General features: G+C 46.2%; 14 protein-coding genes. 5 read left to right on the top strand and 9 right to left on the bottom strand.

The features are described 5' to 3' along the window. Positions 1-192: 192 nt before the first annotated feature. The 9 genes from spx to malQ all read right to left on the bottom strand — a co-directional run bounded on the left by spx (position 193) and on the right by malQ (position 11363). Positions 193-591 carry a transcriptional regulator Spx gene (spx, locus tag HZY94_RS05240; protein WP_179925304.1) on the bottom strand — a complete coding sequence of 133 codons (399 nt, stop codon included), beginning with the start codon at positions 589-591 and terminating at the stop codon, positions 193-195. 133 nt (positions 592-724) lie between these two features. Then, positions 725-1900, bottom strand: coding sequence for a recombinase RecA (gene recA / locus HZY94_RS05235; RefSeq protein WP_179925303.1), 1176 nt, complete (start codon positions 1898-1900; stop codon positions 725-727). A 53-nt stretch (positions 1901-1953) separates the two neighbouring features. Beyond that, positions 1954-3192: a competence/damage-inducible protein A gene (locus HZY94_RS05230; RefSeq protein WP_179925302.1), complete on the bottom strand. Its 1239-nt coding sequence runs from the start codon at positions 3190-3192 to the stop codon at positions 1954-1956. Positions 3193-3203: 11 nt separating this feature from the next. After that, positions 3204-3788 carry a Holliday junction branch migration protein RuvA gene (gene ruvA, locus HZY94_RS05225; RefSeq protein ID WP_179925301.1) on the bottom strand — a complete coding sequence of 195 codons (585 nt, stop codon included), beginning with the start codon at positions 3786-3788 and terminating at the stop codon, positions 3204-3206. Between the two features lie 13 nt (positions 3789-3801). Continuing rightward, positions 3802-5709 (bottom strand): DNA mismatch repair endonuclease MutL, encoded by a 1908-nt coding sequence (gene mutL, locus HZY94_RS05220; RefSeq protein ID WP_179925300.1) that lies wholly within the window; start codon positions 5707-5709, stop codon positions 3802-3804. A gap of 71 nt (positions 5710-5780) precedes the next feature. Further along, the gene (locus tag HZY94_RS05215) at positions 5781-6302 is read right to left on the bottom strand and encodes a DUF6287 domain-containing protein (RefSeq protein ID WP_179925299.1); all 522 of its coding nucleotides are present in this window, start codon (positions 6300-6302) and stop codon (positions 5781-5783) included. A gap of 124 nt (positions 6303-6426) precedes the next feature. Next, complete coding sequence (locus tag HZY94_RS05210; protein WP_179925298.1) at positions 6427-8694, bottom strand: glycogen/starch/alpha-glucan phosphorylase; 2268 nt, start codon at positions 8692-8694, stop codon at positions 6427-6429. Between the two features lie 36 nt (positions 8695-8730). Then, a complete protein-coding gene (locus HZY94_RS05205; RefSeq protein ID WP_160333118.1) occupies positions 8731-9834 on the bottom strand; it encodes an ABC transporter ATP-binding protein in 1104 nt (367 codons plus the stop codon). Positions 9835-9854: 20 nt separating this feature from the next. Further along, positions 9855-11363 (bottom strand): 4-alpha-glucanotransferase, encoded by a 1509-nt coding sequence (malQ, locus tag HZY94_RS05200; RefSeq protein ID WP_179925297.1) that lies wholly within the window; start codon positions 11361-11363, stop codon positions 9855-9857. A 312-nt stretch (positions 11364-11675) separates the two neighbouring features. On the opposite strand from malQ, the gene HZY94_RS05195 reads away from it, so the two are divergent. The 5 genes from HZY94_RS05195 (at position 11676) to HZY94_RS05175 (ending at position 17095) form a co-directional block, all read left to right on the top strand. After that, positions 11676-12929, top strand: coding sequence for an extracellular solute-binding protein (locus tag HZY94_RS05195; RefSeq protein WP_179925296.1), 1254 nt, complete (start codon positions 11676-11678; stop codon positions 12927-12929). 178 nt (positions 12930-13107) lie between these two features. After that, the gene (locus HZY94_RS05190; protein ID WP_179925295.1) at positions 13108-14400 is read left to right on the top strand and encodes a sugar ABC transporter permease; all 1293 of its coding nucleotides are present in this window, start codon (positions 13108-13110) and stop codon (positions 14398-14400) included. After that, complete coding sequence (locus HZY94_RS05185) at positions 14400-15242, top strand: sugar ABC transporter permease (RefSeq protein WP_179925294.1); 843 nt, start codon at positions 14400-14402, stop codon at positions 15240-15242. The genes HZY94_RS05190 and HZY94_RS05185 overlap by 1 nt, the downstream gene beginning before the upstream one ends. A 62-nt stretch (positions 15243-15304) precedes the next feature. Beyond that, complete coding sequence (locus tag HZY94_RS05180; RefSeq protein WP_179925293.1) at positions 15305-16096, top strand: DUF1189 family protein; 792 nt, start codon at positions 15305-15307, stop codon at positions 16094-16096. Between the two features lie 12 nt (positions 16097-16108). Further along, entirely contained in the window at positions 16109-17095 is a 987-nt protein-coding gene (locus HZY94_RS05175) for a LacI family DNA-binding transcriptional regulator (protein ID WP_179925292.1), read from the top strand. Positions 17096-17424: the final 329 nt, after the last annotated feature.

Genomic DNA, 17424 nt, shown 5'->3' with positions numbered 1-17424 from the left:
TTTGAAGAGCTAAAAAACTACGCTAAGGCTCCATATACAACACCCAAATAAGAAAAAAGACTAGCCAAATCCCTTGGGGCACAAGGGGTTAGCTGGTCTTTGTCTATTTTTAGGTGATAAAGTCGGGATTTTATCATACTGTCTGACGACTGACAAAAAAGCTAGCGCAAACGAGCACTAGCTTTACTAGAATTAGAGGGCCGCACGTAGGCGGGCCTCCGCATTTTCGACATTGCGAACCGAGCGCGGAAGGAAAGCACGGATATCATCCTCTTTGTAGCCCACCTGGAGGCGCTTGGCATCCATCATAATCGGGCTCTTGAGAATCCGTGGATTAGCAAGAATCAGATCCACAACCTCACTAAGGGGCAGGTCTTCCAAATCAACCCCTAGGCTCTTGGCATAACGATTTTTGGAAGAGACAATGCTAGCTACGCCATTATCGGTCTTGGCTAAAATCGCCATTAGCTCTTCTCTTGTGAGGCCGTCTTTTCCAATATTTTTTTCTTTATAGCTTAATTGATGTTGAGTTAACCAGGTTTTTGCTTTTTTACAGCTTGTGCAACTTGAAACCGTGTAAATTTTGATCATGCAAAATCCTCCTTTCGCTACACTACTGTTAGTTTACCGGATTTTAGGAAACAGGCCATCGGTCCCTAGACTGACTTTTGCAATTTATTCCTCAGGAAATCAAAATCCCACAGAATGTTCCCTTCCAGGAGTCTTATTCTTCAATTTCGATTTCTTCCAAATCCAATGGCAAATCTTGTGCCATATCTGCAGCTTCTTCAAGGATTTTTTCATCTACCTCTGGCTGAGTAGCAGTCGCTGCTGCTTCCCCTTCTGGTAATTCGGCTACTGGCAAGCCAAAGTGTTGGCGAACCTTGCGGTCGATTTCATCAAAGATAGCCGGATTTTCCTTGAGGAACTTCTTGGCATTTTCGGAACCTTGCCCAATCTTGTCATCTCCATAGGAGTACCAAGCTCCCGATTTTTTAATGATATCCAGGTCGCTGGCAATTTTCACCAATTCACCAGTGGCAGAGATTCCCTCACCATAGATGACTTCCACAACAGCTTCTTTAAAGGGTGGTGCAATCTTATTTTTCACGACCTTGATTTTGGTTTCCTTACCGATATTCTCATCTTTTTGATCACCCGTTCCCTTGATTTGGGAATTTCCACGAACATCCAGACGCACAGAGGCATAGAATTTCAGAGCGCGACCACCTGGCGTTGTTTCAGGGTTTCCGAACATCACGCCGACCTTTTCCCGAAGTTGGTTGATAAAGATCGCCACCGTTTTGGTTTTATTGATGGAAGCCCCTAGTTTCCGCATGGCTTGACTCATCATCCGAGCCTGCAAACCAACATGGCTATCCCCAATATCTCCGTCAATCTCCGCTCGTGGTACCAAGGCCGCAACCGAGTCCACAACCACCAAGTCAATCGCTCCGGAATCAATCAGTTTCCCAGCGATTTCCAAGCCTTGCTCCCCTGAATCCGGTTGAGAGAGGAGAAGTTCGTCAATGTTCACCCCAAGGGCTTGGGCATAGGCTGGATCCAAGGCATGTTCAGCATCAATAAAGGCTACAATTCCGCCCTCTTTTTGAGCCTGGGCAACCGCATGAAGCGCAACAGTCGTTTTCCCAGAACTTTCTGGCCCGTAGATTTCGATAATCCGACCTTTGGGATAACCACCTGCTCCTAGAGCGATATCCAAGGCCAGACTTCCTGAACTCATCACTTGAACCTTCTGATCCATCCGCTCTCCCAGACGCATGATTGATCCCTTACCAAAATCCTTTTCAATCAATTTCAGAGCATCATCCAAGGCTTTCTTGCGCTCATCTCCAAATTTTTTGGTAATTTCAGGTAATTTTTTTTGTTTTTTTGCCATATTTTCTCCTTATTTTCTAATACAAGACACTTCTTCTATTATAGCAAAATCCCTTATTTGATTAAAGTTTTCAGTATTAAATGAAAAGCCTCTAGAACAGCCAACTGGCGAATGGTGTTGCGGTCCCGACCACCTAGGTAGAGACGGTGACTGCTGGTCCCCTCGGGACCAGCCAAACCTAGCCAAACCGTTCCAACTTCCTGCCCTTCCAGCTTGTCCGGGCCCGCAACCCCTGTCAAGCTAAGGGCCAAGTCTGTCCCTGTTCGGGCTCGGGCACCTGAGGCCATCTGTTCGGCAGCCCAGGCCGACACCATACCGGCTGCCCGCAGATCCTCCAGAGGAATCCCCAACATCTGGCTCTTTTGCTCCAAACTATAGGTGACAAACCCACCCGGAAAAACAGCGGAAGCGCCAGCTAGCCCGGCCAACTCCGCCTGCAAGAGCCCTGCTGTTAGGCTCTCGGCTGCTGTCAGGGTTAGGCCCCGCTCCCGTAACAAATCTAGAACTGTTTGCGCCAAACTCTGATCATCGCCATAGGCATAGAGATAATCCTTTAGGTCTCCCTCTTCCAGAATGGCTGCTTCCAGCTGGTCTAAGAGCTCTTCACCTTCTTCCTGGCTAGCAGCCTGGGCGGTCAAGCGCAGGGTCACTTCACCAACCTTGGCATAGGGAGCCAGGGTTGGATTGGTTTGGTTCTGAATCAAAGCAGCCAAACGCGTCACTAGCTGGCTTTCCCCAATCCCAAAGAAACGCAGAACCCGCGAGTACAGAGCCTGGTCTTGTTGCAACAGCGGCGCCACCTGTTCTAAAAACATGGGCTGGAGCTCACTTGGTGGGCCCGGCAGGACCACATAGGTCACCCCCTGGTCCTCAATTAAATTGCCCACAGCCAAACCCGTCCGATTGGGCAAAACACGCGCCCCCTCAATGGTATCCACCTGGCGGTCATTATTGGCCGTCCGAATCCGCTTGGGGCTGCTGGCAAAAAAGGCATCCAACTTGGCCATCCCTGCTGGGTCTGGAACCAAGTTCCGACCCAAAAAAGAAGCCAGAGTTTGCTTGGTCAGATCATCGTCTGTCGGCCCTAGACCTCCTGATAAAATCACCCAGTCCGCACGCTGACGCGCCAGACTCAAGACCTCTGTTAGGCGCTCGGCATTATCACCAACAACCGTATGGTAATACACACCGATGCCTAAACCCGCCAATTCTTGGGACAAAAACTGGGCATTGGTGTTGGCAATTTGCCCCATCAACAACTCTGTTCCCACAGCAATGATCTCTGCCTTCATGGCCTTCTCCTTTATTTCACCAACATCTTCAAGGCTGACTTCATGTAATTCTCAGCCGTATCCGAAGTCCCATCAAAGAACTTGCGAATCTTCTTCAATTCTGCCACCTTATAGCCCAAGGCCTGCAAGGCTTCCATAGCCTCGTCCAAGGCCTGATTCTCCGTTGCCTGCGCTAGATTCAAGGCCGGAGTCTCAACTGCCTGTAACTTGCCTTCCAAATCCAAAATCATCTGTTGGGCCGTTTTCTTCCCAATTTTAGGGAATTTGGTTAAATAGGTACTATTTTTCTCGCTAATGGCTTGTACCAAGCCCTCATGGTCATCTGCCGCAATAATGGCCAAGGCTGAAGTAGGCCCAATTCCCGAAACAGAAATCAAGTGTAAAAAGAGCTCTTTCTCCGCTTCATCTCGGAAACCATAGAGCGTATGGGCATCGTCACGGATGGCTTGGTACAAATAAATGGTTAATTCCTGGTTCAGCTGACTGCTATAGGCATAAGGGTTGGCGACATGAATCAAGTACCCAATCCCCCCCAGTTCCACTACCACTGCATTGCTACGAATCTTGGTCAACTGACCCCTCATATATTCAAACATGACTGCTTACTTTCTATTCATATTTTCCAAATTCTCGGAGACTCTTATGGTTCTCCTGAATACGCCGGAACATCTTCTCCATATCTCTATTCGTAAAATGAACCAAAACTGGTCGTCCATGGGGACAGTTGTAAGGATTTTGACAGAGACTGAGTTGATAGAGAAGATGGCGGGCAGATTGCTCGTCCAGCGAGTGATTGGCCTTAATCGACCGCTTACAGCTCATCATAATCGCCAACTCAGCTCGATACTTATGGATAGAGACTTCCTTGGTCAACAGCAGCATATCACACATCTCATAGACCCCAGCCTCAATCTCTTCTTCCTTGAACCAAATCGGATGTTCCCGCAAAATAAACTGGTTGTTCCCGTAATCGGACAGGTGGATACCGACCTCCCTTAAAACAGGCAACTGCTCTTTGATCCGCAGGAAATCACCGGCTGAGAATTCAAAAAGGTAGGGCACCAATAACTGCTGCTGAGCGCCCGAAACCTCACCGATAGACTGGCGGTATTCCTCGTACTTCACGCGCTCCTGGGCGGCATGCTGGTCGACAATATAAAGCCCGTCTTTACCCTGAGCAAACAGGTAGGTCCCGTGCATTTGACCAAAATACTCCAATTCTGGGAAAGTGGCAGTTTCCTCACCGTCTAACTTACCATAGGCCTTTTCTAGACTGGCTAAATCCAGCTCCGGATGGTCCAAATCACTGTAATCCGCTGCCTGCCGTTGGGCAAAATGCACCGAACTCGAAATGGGACTGGCTTCTTCGACCTGGGCTAGTGGAGCTTGCTCTGGTTCTGGGACTGGCTCTTTGGGACTGGGCTGATAGTAGACAGGATTGTCTTCTAGGACCAGACTGGTTTGGACCGGCTTGGCAACTTTTCCAACCGCCGATTTAGCCAAATTTTCCAAGGCATCGGGAATCAGATCCTGCTCTTTTAGGGCCTCTTGGATCGCCTGGCGAATCAGATCCATGACTTCTTTTTCTTTCGACAAACGCAATTCTTGCTTGGTCGGATGGACATTGACATCTGCTAAAAAGGGATCCAATTCAATATCTAGCACAACAAGTGGAAAGCGGCCGACCATGAGCTTGCTGCCATAACCCTCAAGGATGGCACGATTGAGGAGGAAATTCTTGATGTAACGGCCATTAATCAGGAGGGTGATGTAGGATCGGTTGGCCCGGGTCAATTCCGGCAGGCTCACATAGCCCTGAACGGAAATATCCAAATCGTGCGCCTCGACGGCCACCATCTTCCGAGCCGTTGTCAGCCCATAAATGGCTGCCAACACCTGGCGGAGGTCACCCTGGCCACTGGTTTGGAGAAGCTGCTTATCCTCGTTGATGAGGGTAAAGGAGATGCTGGGATGGGCCAGACTCAGGCGATTAACAACATCCACCACATGGGACAACTCTGACTGCGGACTCCGCATATACTTGAGTCGGGCTGGGGTATTGTAAAAGAGATCGGCAACTCGAACAGTCGTCCCCTGGGCCCGACTAATGGTCTCTTCTTCTAAAATCTCCCCTGCCTGTGTGACCAGGCGTTGGCCCTTCTTGGCTCCCGCGGCCTGACTTTCCAGGGTTAGGCGGCTGACGGAAGCGATGGAAGGTAGAGCCTCCCCCCGGAAGCCTAGCGTGCGAATCCGAAAGAGATCGGCTTGACGTTTAATTTTACTAGTAGCATGGCGCTTGAGGGCTAGAGCTAGTTCCCCAAAGGCTATACCACGCCCATCGTCGCGGATTTCAATCAACTTGAGACCAGCCTCTTCGAGCCGAACCTCAATGGACTGGCTCCCCGCATCGATGGCATTTTCTAACAGTTCCTTAACCACACTGCTGGGACGCTCAACAACCTCTCCAGCAGCAATCTGGTTGGCCAGGACTTCCGGTAATTCTAGAATTTCTGTCACACTAACTCCTCTTTCTAGATAGCAAGAAAGAGGCGGGATTGGATGATCCAGCCTCTTTTCTATGGCATTGTTTATTGCGCTCGCGTAAAGGCGTGCAGAGCAGCCTCTGAGCTCGTTCCAATAACCAAGCTATCTGCTTTGGCCATTTGGTCATGAAAGGGCATTTTTTGCCCTGCTGGAACGATGGTCAGGGCAGACGAGGCCCCACCAATTTTATAATGATCGGATACTAGGCTGCCCTCACTCTCTTCTAGTCCATTAAAGATGGAAGCATCAAAGCGGTCACTGCTGCCATCTGCTTCAATCCGGAGTGCTTCTCCCTTATCATTCACCCAGGTGCCAACCAGACTGCTATAATCACCAGCTAGGATCGCTTGGCTATCAATACTAGTCTCTTGGACTGGGCTAGCCTCAGCATCAGAGCTTGCACTGCTAGAGGAAGCAGAGGATACACTGGTGCTACTGCTACTAGTAGCCTCTGGGCTGGAACTTGTTGCAGCCGAGCTTGCTTTTGCCCCTGTTGCAGGTTTGGTCCCACAGGCGGTGAGAAGAAGAACCAAGCTCGTTAGGCACAAAAAGAATCGTGTTCGCATGTGAGACCTCCTGATGGATTTTCTATTACTATTTTAACCCTTGACTAGTCTTTTGTAAAGGAAAAGTCCTACTTTGAAAAAGGTTTGAAAACATAGTTTTCAAACCTTTTGCTTTTTCAAAAAATTATTTAGTTGGTTCCAAGTGCCATACTTGCTCATTGTATTGAGCAATTGTACGGTCAGATGAGAAGAAGCCAGCCATCGCGATATTGACAAGAACTTTGTCCAACCAGCTATCACGATCTTCATAAGCAGCCAAGGTTGCTTCTTTGACTTGGATGTATTCTTCCAAATCAAGTAGGGTCATGAACCAGTCCTTGTTCATCAACTCATGGTGAAGGCGTTCCAAGCGTTCTGGTTGACCAGTTGCACGCATTTGGTCGCTAACGATGAAGTCGACCAATGGACGGATGCCTTCTTTTTCGTAGTAGTGGTAAGAATCGTAGCCATGTGTTTCGTAAAGATCAATAACAGTTTGGCTATCTTGTCCAAAGATGAAGATGTTGTCATCTCCTACCAACTCGTGGATTTCCACATTGGCACCATCTGAAGTTCCCAAGGTAAGGGCACCGTTCAACATGAATTTCATGTTACCAGTACCAGAAGCTTCTTTAGAAGCAAGTGAGATTTGTTCAGAAATATCTGTCGCCGGAATCAAGTAGCTTGCTTCAGTAACGTTGTAGTTTTCAACCATAACCACTTGCAAGTGCGGTGCCACCGCTGGATCATTTTTAATGATCTCAGAAAGGGTCATAATCATGTGGATGATGTCTTGGGCGATGGTGTAAGCAGGTGCTGCTTTACCACCGAAGAACATGGTTACTGGACGAGCAGGGATGTTGCCAGCTTTGATATCCAAATACTTGTAAACCACATAAAGAGCATTCATTTGTTGACGTTTGTACTCGTGAAGGCGTTTGATTTGCGTATCGAAGATGGCATTGGTGTTGAGTTCCACCCCTTGTTTTTCCTTCAAGTGTTTTGCCAATTTCTCTTTGTTTTCACGCTTAATAGCTTCCAAACGCTCTTTCACAGCTGCGCGGTTTTCAACAGTCAACAGACCTTGCAAGAGCTCTGCATCGTGGTGCCAATCGCGACCAATTTCTTGGTCAATCAAGTTGGTCAATTCTGGATTCACATGCATCAACCAGCGACGGAAGGTGATTCCGTTGGTTTTGTTGTTGAATTTTTCTGGGTAAAGTTTGTAGAAGTTGTTCAACTCGCTATCTTTAAGAATCTCTGTGTGAAGAGCTGCTACCCCGTTAACAGAGTATCCATAGTGGATATCCATGTGCGCCATGTGGACACGGTTATTCTCATCGATAATTGCAACAGAGCTATCTCTGTAGTTCGCCTTCACATCCTCATCCAATTGTTTGATGATTGGAACAAGGTGTGGTACCACTTCTTCAAGGAAGTCCAATGGCCATTTTTCCAAAGCTTCCGCAAGAATGGTGTGGTTGGTGTAGGCTGTCATGCGTTTCACAACGGCTACCGCATCTGTGAAGCTGAGTCCACGTTCTTGCAAGAGGCGGATCATTTCTGGGATAACCAAGGATGGGTGGGTATCGTTGATTTGGATAACAGCGTAATCTGGAAGGTCATACAGGTTGCTGCCTTTTTCAACCGCTTCATCCAAAATCAATTGGGCAGCATTGCTGACCATGAAGTATTGTTGGAAGATACGAAGCAATTCCCCTTGGCGGTTTGAATCATCTGGATACAAGAAAAGGGTCAAGTTTTTCAAGATATCAGTCTTATCAAACTGGATACCATCGTGGATGATTGCTCCATCAACTGTGTCTAAATCAAAGAGACGCAAGCGATTTTTCTTACCAGTTTTGTAACCTGGTACATCAATATCATAAAGGGTTGAGTGGAGGGTAAAGTGAGCAAATGGTACGTCATAGGTCCGCTCTGAACGGATCAACCAATTTTGCTCTTCGATCCAATGGTTTGGAATTGTTGTTTGCTCATTATTTTTCAAGACTTGTTGGAAAAGACCGTAATGGTAGTTCAAACCAACACCATCTCCGTTCAAATTCAGAGTTGCAATGGAATCAAGGAAGCAGGCTGCCAAACGTCCCAAGCCCCCATTCCCCAAGGATGGTTCCAATTCAACTTCTTCCACTTCTGCCAAGTTTTTCCCTGCAGCTACCAATTCTTCCTTAACTGTTTCATACAAGCCAAGGTTGATCAAGTTGTTGGACAAGAGTTTTCCAATCAAAAATTCAGCTGAGATGTAGTAGAGTTTTTTCTTGGCATCATTGTAAGGAAGTTCAGCAGAGAACTCCTTTGTATAATTCAACAAAGCTACATAAATCTCTTCGTTTGAACAATCAGCCAAGTTTTTTTGCTGTACTTGACTCATATAGTCTTTAAAATCTAGCATGTTAATCTTCTATCTCCTAAATCGTCTTTCTATCAATTAATGTAAAATATTTTCTTCAGTTTCTTTGTCAAAGAAATGGGCTCGGTTCATATCCAGAGCCAAGGACATTTTTTGGCCCATGTGAACGTCTTGGCGGCTGTGAACAATTGCTTTGAGATTGGTCTTGCCTAGGTGAGTGTGAACAATGTACTCTGCACCCAAGAGTTCTGCAAAATCAACATCTGCCTCAAATTGAGACTGCGGGTAGGTTTCTAAAACCAGGGGATCATTCGAAATGTTTTCTGGACGAATGCCCAAGATCACTTCTTTACCATCATAGCCCTTAGCTTTCAACTGGGCATATTGACCTTGGCCTAACTTAAAGTCTGTGCCATCCTCTGAGATAAAGTGGTCCCCTTGAATACGGCCATGAATAAAGTTCATGGTTGGCGCCCCTACAAACCCTGCGACAAACAAGTTCCGTGGATTTTCATAGATTTCCTTAGGTGTCCCAATTTGTTGCACAACCCCAATATTCATAACCACAATTCGATCCGCCATGGTCATGGCTTCCGTTTGGTCATGAGTTACATAGATGGTCGTAGCTCCCAAACGTTGGGTGATGCGGATAATTTCAGCCCGCATATCACCCCGCAACTTGGCATCCAAGTTGGACAGGGGCTCATCCATCAAGAAGACCTTCGGAGCGCGCACAATCGCACGTCCCAAGGCAACCCGTTGCCGTTGCCCACCCGATAGGGCTTTAGGCAATCGGTCCAAGAGATGGCTAAGGCCTAAGATTTCAGCTGCCTCTTCCACTTTTTTCTTAATTTCTTCTTTGGATTCCTTACGCAAATTCAAAGCAAAGGCCATGTTTTCAAAGACGGTCATATGTGGATAAAGGGCATAGGATTGGAAAACCATGGCAATGTCACGGTCTTTCGGCTCCACATCATTGACCAAATCTTGATCAATGTAAAATTCCCCTTGGGTGATATCTTCCAAGCCGGCAATCATACGGAGGGTCGTCGATTTCCCACATCCGGATGGACCGACCAGAGCAATAAACTCCTTGTCAGCCACCTCCAGATTAAAATCTTTAACGGCCTCGTATCCATTGTCATAACGTTTGTAAATGTTTTTGAGGGATAAAGTTGCCATAGGAAATGTCCTTTCCTTTCTTAGTTCGACAAGTTCTCGTTAGAACGGCGATAAGTCACAGTGAGGTAGGTAAGTAGGTCTTCTACTTCTTGGTTTAATTGCGTCTCTGTCATCCGCCATACCCAGTTCTGTCCAAGGGTCGATGGAGTATTCATCCGTGCCTGGCTTCCCAAGCCCAAAAGATCTTGCATTGTCGCAATAGCCATAAAGCTGACAGATGAATAAACCGTCCGCAACATCGCTGCAGGCACTGACTCATCTTCACGCTTATTGGTGTACAATTCCATGAATCGACGTGTTTCTTCGTCAGCCTCATTTTCATACCAACCAACAACCGTATCATTATCGTGAGTACCAGTATACATTACGGAATTGTTTTTCGCATAGTGCGGCATATCTTGGCTATCTCCATGTGGATCAAAGGCAAATTCTAAGATCTTCATTCCCGGGAAACCTGTTTTTTCACGGAAATCATACACTTCCTGGGTCATATAACCGAGGTCTTCCGCGATAATATTTAGATCTCCCAATTCCTCTTTAACGGTTTTGAAAAGATCATAGTCTGGCCCCTTAACCCAACGGCCACCAATCGCATTTTCAGCTCCAGCTGGTACTTCCCAGTAGGACTCGAAGCCACGGAAGTGGTCAATCCGCACCACATCGTAAACTTTAAAGCTTTCTTGGAGACGTTTGATCCACCAAGAATAGTTGTCAGCCTTCATGGCATCCCAATCATAGATTGGATTTCCCCATAGTTGACCTTCTGCTGTAAAGGCATCGGGTGGAACACCGGCAATCCAAGACGGACGACCTGCTTCATCGGTTTTGAAGTAACGAGGTTGAGACCACATTTCTGACGAGTCTGCTGCTACATAGATTGGCATATCTCCAACAATCTCAATATGATTCTCATTAGCATAGCTTTTTAAAGCCAACCATTGTTTAAAGAAGAAATACTGTGTTACCCGATGGTAATTTACGGCCGGAGCTAAATTTTCACGGTATTCTGCCAGAGCGCGAGGCTCGCGAACTTTTGCTGCATCATCTGGCCAATCCAACCAGGACTTCTGACCAAAGTGTTCTTTAATCGCCATATATTCCGCAAAAGTATCCAACCAACTGGCAGAATCCTCTAGGAACTCTTGGTATTCTGGATTATCCCCCTTAGCCAGAAAATTGACAACAGCCTTCTCAAGTAACGGACGACGGTTGTAAAATAACTTCTCATAGTCGACTGCTTCTGGATTTTGTCCAAAATCAACACCTTCAAAATCCGCTTCTTCCAACAAGCCCTCTTGAATCAAAAGATCAAAATCAATGAAGTGTGTATTTCCTGCAAAAGCAGAAAAAGATTGATAGGGAGAATCCCCATAGCTTGTTGTTCCTAATGGAAGGATCTGCCAGTAGCGTTGTTTTGTACGGACCAAGAAGTCCACAAAGTCATAAGCTGATTGGCCAAAGGATCCAATCCCATATTTCCCTGGTAGGGAAGAGATGTGCATCAAGACACCACTTTGACGTTGCTTCATAAGTATACCTCGCCTGTTTTCCATTTCGTCTACGCAAAGTTTTGCGAAAACGTTTGCATAGCCATTATATCCCTTTTGCCTGCCAAAAGCAAGATAAATTTGAGTATTTTTCCATTTTCAACATTTTCTTGAAAGTTTCTTGAAAGAATACCGTTTTGAGGGATTAAAAGTCCTTATTAATAGGAACTTTTCCAGCTTTTATTTTATCATAAAATTTTTTTGAACAACTCTTGCAATCGCTTACAATATTTGATATAATTTTTAAAACGAAAGAAAACGTTTGCTCTTTCGAGCTAGATAAAGGAGACCCTCATGAAGAAAAAAATTCTAAAAACAACTGCTCTTCTTTCGACTATTGCTTTTGCAGGAGTTTTGGTAGCCTGCAGCAACGCTTCACAAAATTCTGATTCCGGTAGTAAAGAGCTAACGGTTTATGTAGAAGAGCAATACAAACCTTTTATCGAAGAAGCTGCTAAAACTTTTGAAAAAGAAAGTGGAACAAAAGTCAGCATCAAAACCGGAGATCAGTTGATTGGCTTGGATAATCTCTCTTTGGATAATCAATCCGGTGAGGTGGTCGATGTTATGATGGCACCTTACGACCGTGTCGGTAGTCTTGGTAACGATGGCCAGTTGGCGGAAGTAAGCTTGGATGAAGGCAGTAAAGCAGACGATACTACGAAAAAATTGGTAACCGCTGCAGATGGCAATATCTATGGAGCTCCTGCAGTTATTGAAACCTTGGTGCTCTACTACAATAAAGATTTGCTTCCAGAAGCACCAAAAACCTTTGAAGAAGTTGAAAAGTTGGCGGAAGATCCAGCTTACAACTTTGAAGGAGAAGCTGGTAAAAATACAGCCTTCCTAGCTGACTGGGTCAACTTCTACTATGCTTACGGCCTCTTAGGTGGTAATGGTGGTTACGTCTTTGGAAAAGATGGTACAGATGCCAAGGACATTGGTCTTGCCAATGATGGTTCCATCAAGGGCTTAGAATATGCCAAAACTTGGTATGAAAAATGGCCTAAAGGAATGCAGGATCAAAAAGGGGCTGCTAACTTAATTGAATCCCAATTCCAAGACAAGAAAACTGCTGCTGTGATTGATGGTCCTTGGAAGGCTACTGCCTTTAAAGATGCTGGTCTCAACTATGGTGTTGCAACTATACCGTCACTTCCTGGCGGATCTAGCTATGAAGCATTTGCCGGTGGTAAAGCTTGGGTGATTCCTGTCGCTTCTAAAAACATTGACGGGGCTCAGGAATTTCTCAATTTCCTAACCTCTACAGACCAACAAAAAGCCTTCTATGACAAGAATCATGAAGTTCCTGCCAATACAGAAGCGCGGAAGTATGCTGTAGACAGCAAAGATGAATTGGCCAATGCCGTTGTGAAACAGTTTGACTCTGCTCAACCAATGCCAAGTATCTCTGAAATGTCAACTGTTTGGGATCCAGCAGCAACCATGCTCTTTGAAGCTGTTAGCGGTAAAAAAGCGCCAAAAGCTGCTGCCGATGATGCTGTAAAACTCATCAAAGATAGCATTGATCAAAAATTCGGAGAGTAACCCATCTCTCTATTCCGGGGTAAGAAGAGATTCATTTCTCTAAACCTCTAACTGTCATGTGGAGCAGGCTGGGACTTCTAGGTCTTAGCCTCTCTTCATTTTCATGAGCACAACGGGGTTTACAAATTTAACCGAACTCTTCAGCCCACTCCAAGCTATCTGATTCGAGGACTGATTTATGGAACAAGCAAACGCAAAAAAAGCCTTACTCTTATCCCTAATTCCCGGACTGGGGCAGATTTACAATCGCCAAAAAGTTAAGGGAGGAATTTTTCTAGGGATCACACTCTTATTCTTAGTTTATTTCTTTAGCATTGCCCTCTTCCAATTGCAGGGCTTGGTCACACTGGGTTCCATGCGGGGGCGGGACAATTCCCTCTTCCTCTTGATTCAAGGAACCTTTCACTTGATTTTTGTTCTAGCCTATGTGGTTTTTTATGGTTTCAACCTCTGGGATGCTTACCGCACCGCCAATCGTTGGAATCAAGGCCTACCTGTGGCACAGACCTGGAAGGAAATGAGCCAGTCCATTTATGAAAATGGCTTCCCTTACTTACTCATTATCCCTTCCTATGTGGCTATGATTTTTGCCATTGTGTTTCCGGTCTTAGTAACTATTTTGATTGCTTTTACCAACTACGACTTCAAGCACCTGCCTCCAGCCAAGCTCCTCGAGTGGGTTGGCTTGACCAATTTTATGAATATTTGGCAGTTATCCACCTTCCGGTCTGCTTTTGGATCTGTTTTAAGCTGGACCATTATTTGGGCCCTGGCTGCCTCTACCTTGCAAATCACACTGGGAATTTTCACAGCCATTATTTCCAACCAGCCTTTTATTAAAGGCAAACGGATTTTTGGGGTTATTTTCTTACTCCCTTGGGCAGTTCCAGCCTTTATTACCATCATGACCTTCTCCAATATGTTTAATGATTCCATCGGAGCCATTAACACACAGGTCATTCCAACTTTTGCTAAGGTTCTGCCTTTCTTAGACGGGGTCTTGATTCCTTGGAAAACAGATCCCTTCTGGAGTAAGGTGGCCTTGATTCTCATGCAGGGCTGGCTCGGTTTCCCTTATATCTATGTCTTAACCTTGGGTATCCTACAATCCATCCCCCACGATTTATATGAGGCAGCCTATATTGACGGGGCCAACAGCTGGCAAAAATTCACCAAGATTACTTTCCCAATGATTTTGGCCGTTGCTGCGCCAACCTTGATCAGCCAATACACCTTCAACTTCAACAATTTCTCCATCATCTATCTCTTTAATGAAGGAGGACCTGGAAGTGTCGGTGGTGGTGCTGGATCAACCGATATCTTGATTTCTTGGATTTACCGACTCACAACCGGCACAGCCCCACAATACTCCATGGCGGCAGCCGTAACCCTGATTATCTCCATCATCGTGATTGGTATCTCCATGATTGCCTTCAAGAAATTACACGCTTTTGATATGGAGGAAGTATGATGCAACGTTCGATTACTTTTAAAAGACGCCTCAATCAAGGCTTAACCTATCTTTATTTGGGCCTCCTATCAATGATTATTTTGTATCCCCTAGCGATCACCGTGTCTTCGGCTTTCAAACCAGGGAACCTGGTTGCCTTCAAGTTGGACAGCAATATTCAGCTTTCCCTAGATAACTTTAGCGGACTCTTTACCGATAGTCTTTTTGGGACCTGGTATATCAATACTTTGATCATTGCGGTCTTGACAATGGTGATTCAAACCTCTATTGTTGTATTAGCTGGTTATGCCTATAGCCGTTACAACTTTATTGCCCGAAAACAAAGTTTGGTCTTCTTCCTCATCATCCAGATGGTGCCGACCATTGCAGCTCTCACCGCCTTCTTCGTCATGGCGCTGATGCTCAATGCGCTCAACCAAAGCTGGTTCCTAATTTTCCTCTATGTTGGTGGAGGAATCCCGATGAATGCCTGGTTGATGAAGGGCTACTTTGATACGGTTCCCATTTCTTTAGATGAATCCGCTCGGATTGATGGAGCTGGACACTTCCGCCGCTTCTGGCAGATTGTTCTTCCGCTGGTTCGTCCGATGGTAGCCGTTCAAGCTCTTTGGGCCTTCATGGCGCCATTTGGGGACTACATTCTCTCTAGTTTCCTTTTACGGGAAAAAGAATATTATACAGTGGCTGTTGGTCTCCGTACCTTCGTCAGCGATCCTAAAAATCTAAAAATCTCCTTCTTCGCTGCCGGGGCCGTGTTAACGGCGTTGCCAATTTGTATTCTCTTCTTCTTCCTACAAAAGAACTTTGTTTCTGGTTTAACAAGTGGTGGTGACAAGGGATAAGCTTGTCCCACCTTTTTATACTATTTGACCTTGAACCTTGGTCACCTAGAAAGGATTCCATCTTGCCCTACCCATTTAGCTATTTCCAAAATCTCCTGCCCTTCCGGCGTGCCTTTGAGCAACGGAAACTATTAAGCTGGCCTCAGTTGCTGTTTACCTGGCTCTTCCTCTTGGCCTTAACCTGGATTCCCGTTAGTTGGACTAGCCTGCAACGGACTTCTTACCCTTTGGAGCAATTGGTTCCGCAAGCCTATCGGGTTTTTGACCAAAAACAACTGGATAAACTGGCAGCTACTGGACTAAGCTTTGAGCAAGGGCAGGCCCAGATTCCTCAGAAAAGTGCTTGGCAGGTCGATCAAGATTGGCTTGTCCTGGGGGACGAAGCTCCTCAGACACCAGAGTTTAGCTGGGAATTTCAGACAGACTATGCCCGCCTGCTCCAGTCTAATCAAGAGGTTGCACGTTTGACCTATGACAAGCTCCAAACCAAGGATTTAGCCAGTCCTGCAGCCTGGATCCAAGCCCTCGATCAGGCTTGGTTTGCCAGCAACCGCCTGGTCATCAGTCTCTTTCTACTGGCCCTGTCCTTGGGACTGCTGAGCCTCAACTTTTTCTTGGTCAGCCTGGGGAGTGCGGCTTTGCTCTATCTAGTCAGCAAATCTCGCTTTAATAGCCTCCAGGGCTTTAAGGAAGCCTTTCATATCATTCTCTATTCCTTGGGACTGCCAACGCTTATGACCTGCTTACTGGGCTTGCTGGGCCTAGATCTGCCAACATCGGTTTTGGTTCAGAATAGTCTCTTCTTACTTACCCTCGCTTTGGTTTTTTACCAAACGCAATTTCGTGATCATTAAGGAGCTTTCATCATGCGTGTCACTATTAAAGATGTTGCGGAACGGGCAGGGGTCTCCCCTTCGACCGTCACGCGCGTCATTCAGGATAAACCAACTATCAGTCAGGCGACCAAGGAGCGCGTCCGACGGATTATGAAAGAATTGGACTATCATCCCAACCTCAATGCTCGCAGTTTGGTGAGTAGCGAAACCAAGGTTCTGGGGTTGGTCTTGCCAGACGACTCTGATGCTTTCTACCAAAACTCCTTTTTTCCGACGGTGTTGCGGGGCATCAGTCAGATTAGTTCCGAGTACCACTATGCGCTGCTATTGTCGACTGGGAGAACGGAAACCGAGCGGCTCGAATCTATTTCGCAAATGGTCCGGGGCAGACGCGTTGATGGTCTGATTTTCCTCTATGCCAAGCCCCAGGATCCCCTGGTTCAGTTTGTCCGTGAGCAACATTTCCCCTTCCTCATTTTAGGAAAATCGACCGATCCCTTCACCTCACTCGTGGATAATGACAACCGTCAAGCCGGAGCAGATGCTACTCATTTCTTACTATCCAAGGGCTACAAACGGATTGCCTTCCTAGCAGGAAGCCTGGAATATTTCGTCAACCAGGACCGTTTCCAGGGCTACCAAGATGCCCTAGAGGAAGCTGGCCTGCAGATGGACGAAAAGCTCCTCTACTTTGCCAAGGACTTGCTGTTTCATGAGGGCTATCAAGTTATGGAAAATATGCTGGAAAAACAAATTCCCTTGGACGCTATCATCGTCACCGATAGCCTCTTAGCCGAGGGCGTAGCTAGTTATCTCCAAGATCACCAGCTGCACCTCCCCTGTCTCAGCTTTACTTCCCTGCCTCCAACCTATGATGTCACAGCCTATGTCGATATCCAGGCTTTGGAATTAGGACAGGAATGTGTGGAGACCCTTCTCAAAATTATCCAAGACCACAAAAAAGACCAGCAGACGGCCTACCAAAAAATCGTCGACCACAATCTGCTGGATCAGTAATGAAGCTGAAAAGACTGGAGTTTTCGGAACTCCAGTCTTTTATTATTCTATTCTTGCGAGACTGGGACAAAAGTCTAGCCTCATTGACTTTGGCTACCAAAATGCCTTTGACGCAGTAGCGGATTGCCCTCTTCATTCGCTTTTCAAGCTCGGAAGAGAGCCTAATCAGCCTTGCGGGGATGGGATGAGTTTGGGACAAAAGTCTCTCTGACTAAAGCAAAAAAGCAACGGTTTAAGAGCCGTTGCTTTTTTGCTTTATGGAGATAGTCTTGATACAATATAATTACGACAAAATACTGAGAAAGGCTATCCCATGTACATCCACTATA

Source organism: Streptococcus danieliae, assembly GCF_013415245.1.
In the GTDB taxonomy this organism is placed as follows: domain Bacteria; phylum Bacillota; class Bacilli; order Lactobacillales; family Streptococcaceae; genus Streptococcus; species Streptococcus danieliae_A.
This window is presented reverse-complemented; position numbering and strand designations above follow the sequence as displayed.

Coding starts and splice junctions, on each gene's coding strand:
- spx (WP_179925304.1), bottom strand. CDS start 591: ATGATCAAAATTTACACGGTTTCAAGTTGCACAAGCTGTAAAAAAGCA.
- HZY94_RS05210 (WP_179925298.1), bottom strand. CDS start 8,694: ATGCTAGATTTTAAAGACTATATGAGTCAAGTACAGCAAAAAAACTTG.
- HZY94_RS05190 (WP_179925295.1), top strand. CDS start 13,108: ATGGAACAAGCAAACGCAAAAAAAGCCTTACTCTTATCCCTAATTCCC.
- HZY94_RS05185 (WP_179925294.1), top strand. CDS start 14,400: ATGCAACGTTCGATTACTTTTAAAAGACGCCTCAATCAAGGCTTAACC.
- HZY94_RS05175 (WP_179925292.1), top strand. CDS start 16,109: ATGCGTGTCACTATTAAAGATGTTGCGGAACGGGCAGGGGTCTCCCCT.
- HZY94_RS05230 (WP_179925302.1), bottom strand. CDS start 3,192: ATGAAGGCAGAGATCATTGCTGTGGGAACAGAGTTGTTGATGGGGCAA.
- recA (WP_179925303.1), bottom strand. CDS start 1,900: ATGGCAAAAAAACAAAAAAAATTACCTGAAATTACCAAAAAATTTGGA.
- HZY94_RS05195 (WP_179925296.1), top strand. CDS start 11,676: ATGAAGAAAAAAATTCTAAAAACAACTGCTCTTCTTTCGACTATTGCT.
- malQ (WP_179925297.1), bottom strand. CDS start 11,363: ATGAAGCAACGTCAAAGTGGTGTCTTGATGCACATCTCTTCCCTACCA.
- HZY94_RS05215 (WP_179925299.1), bottom strand. CDS start 6,302: ATGCGAACACGATTCTTTTTGTGCCTAACGAGCTTGGTTCTTCTTCTC.
- HZY94_RS05205 (WP_160333118.1), bottom strand. CDS start 9,834: ATGGCAACTTTATCCCTCAAAAACATTTACAAACGTTATGACAATGGA.
- ruvA (WP_179925301.1), bottom strand. CDS start 3,788: ATGTTTGAATATATGAGGGGTCAGTTGACCAAGATTCGTAGCAATGCA.